Source organism: Rhodococcus sp. 15-649-2-2, assembly GCF_002258645.1.
In the GTDB taxonomy this organism is placed as follows: Bacteria; Actinomycetota; Actinomycetes; order Mycobacteriales; family Mycobacteriaceae; genus Rhodococcoides.
This window is the reverse complement of sequence record NZ_NPFM01000043.1, coordinates 1-819: the sequence shown is the minus strand read 5'-3', so window position 1 is coordinate 819 and position 819 is coordinate 1. Positions and strand designations below refer to the sequence as shown.

General features: G+C 60.8%; 1 protein-coding gene. It reads right to left on the bottom strand.

The features are described from left to right. A partial coding sequence (locus tag CH305_RS28575) for a phosphopantetheine-binding protein (RefSeq protein WP_141215490.1) occupies window positions 1–819 on the bottom strand: 819 nt, incomplete at both ends.

Genomic DNA, 819 nt, shown 5'->3' with positions numbered 1-819 from the left:
CAGGCCCGCTACGGTGGGGGCTTCCATGAGTGCACGGACGCTGATTTCACAGTCGAAGGTTTCCTGCACGGCGGCTACGACACGCATCGCAGAGAGCGAGTTGCCGCCCAGGTCGAAGAAGGAGTCGTCCACGCTGACTCGCGGCAGGTCGAGAACCTTCGTGAAAATGCCGGAGATAATTTCTTCAACCGGAGATGACGGCGCTCTGTGAACGCCGCTGGCGAATTGCGGCTCGGGCAACGCCCATTTGTCCAGCTTGCCGTTGACAGTTAACGGCAACTCGTCGATGACCATCACCACGGCCGGAACCATGTACGCAGGCAATCGCGCGGCAACTCGTTCGCGCAGCGCCCCACCATCGATTCCCGCAGACACCTCGGTAGGTACGACGTAGCCAATCAACTGCTTGCCGGTATCGGTATCACGGGCCACCACTGCCGCACGCTCCACTCCGGTCAAGGCAGCGAGTGTTGCTTCCACTTCACCGATTTCGATGCGGTAACCACGAATCTTCACCTGATCGTCAGAGCGACCCACATACTCCAGCTCGCCGTCGTGATTCCAACGAACCAGATCGCCGGTGCGATACATCCGCGAACCCAAAGGGCCGAGCGGACACGCGACGAATCGCGATGCCGTCAAGCCCGGCCGTCGCACATAACCGCGTGCCACACCCCGCCCCGCGACATACAACTCACCAACCACACCGATCGGAACCCGCCGCAAACCGGAATCCAACACAAACAACGCATCACCCGGCACCGGCGTACCGATAGGAGCTCCATGACCAGGCTTCATGGGCGCACTCATAGAGGCGTA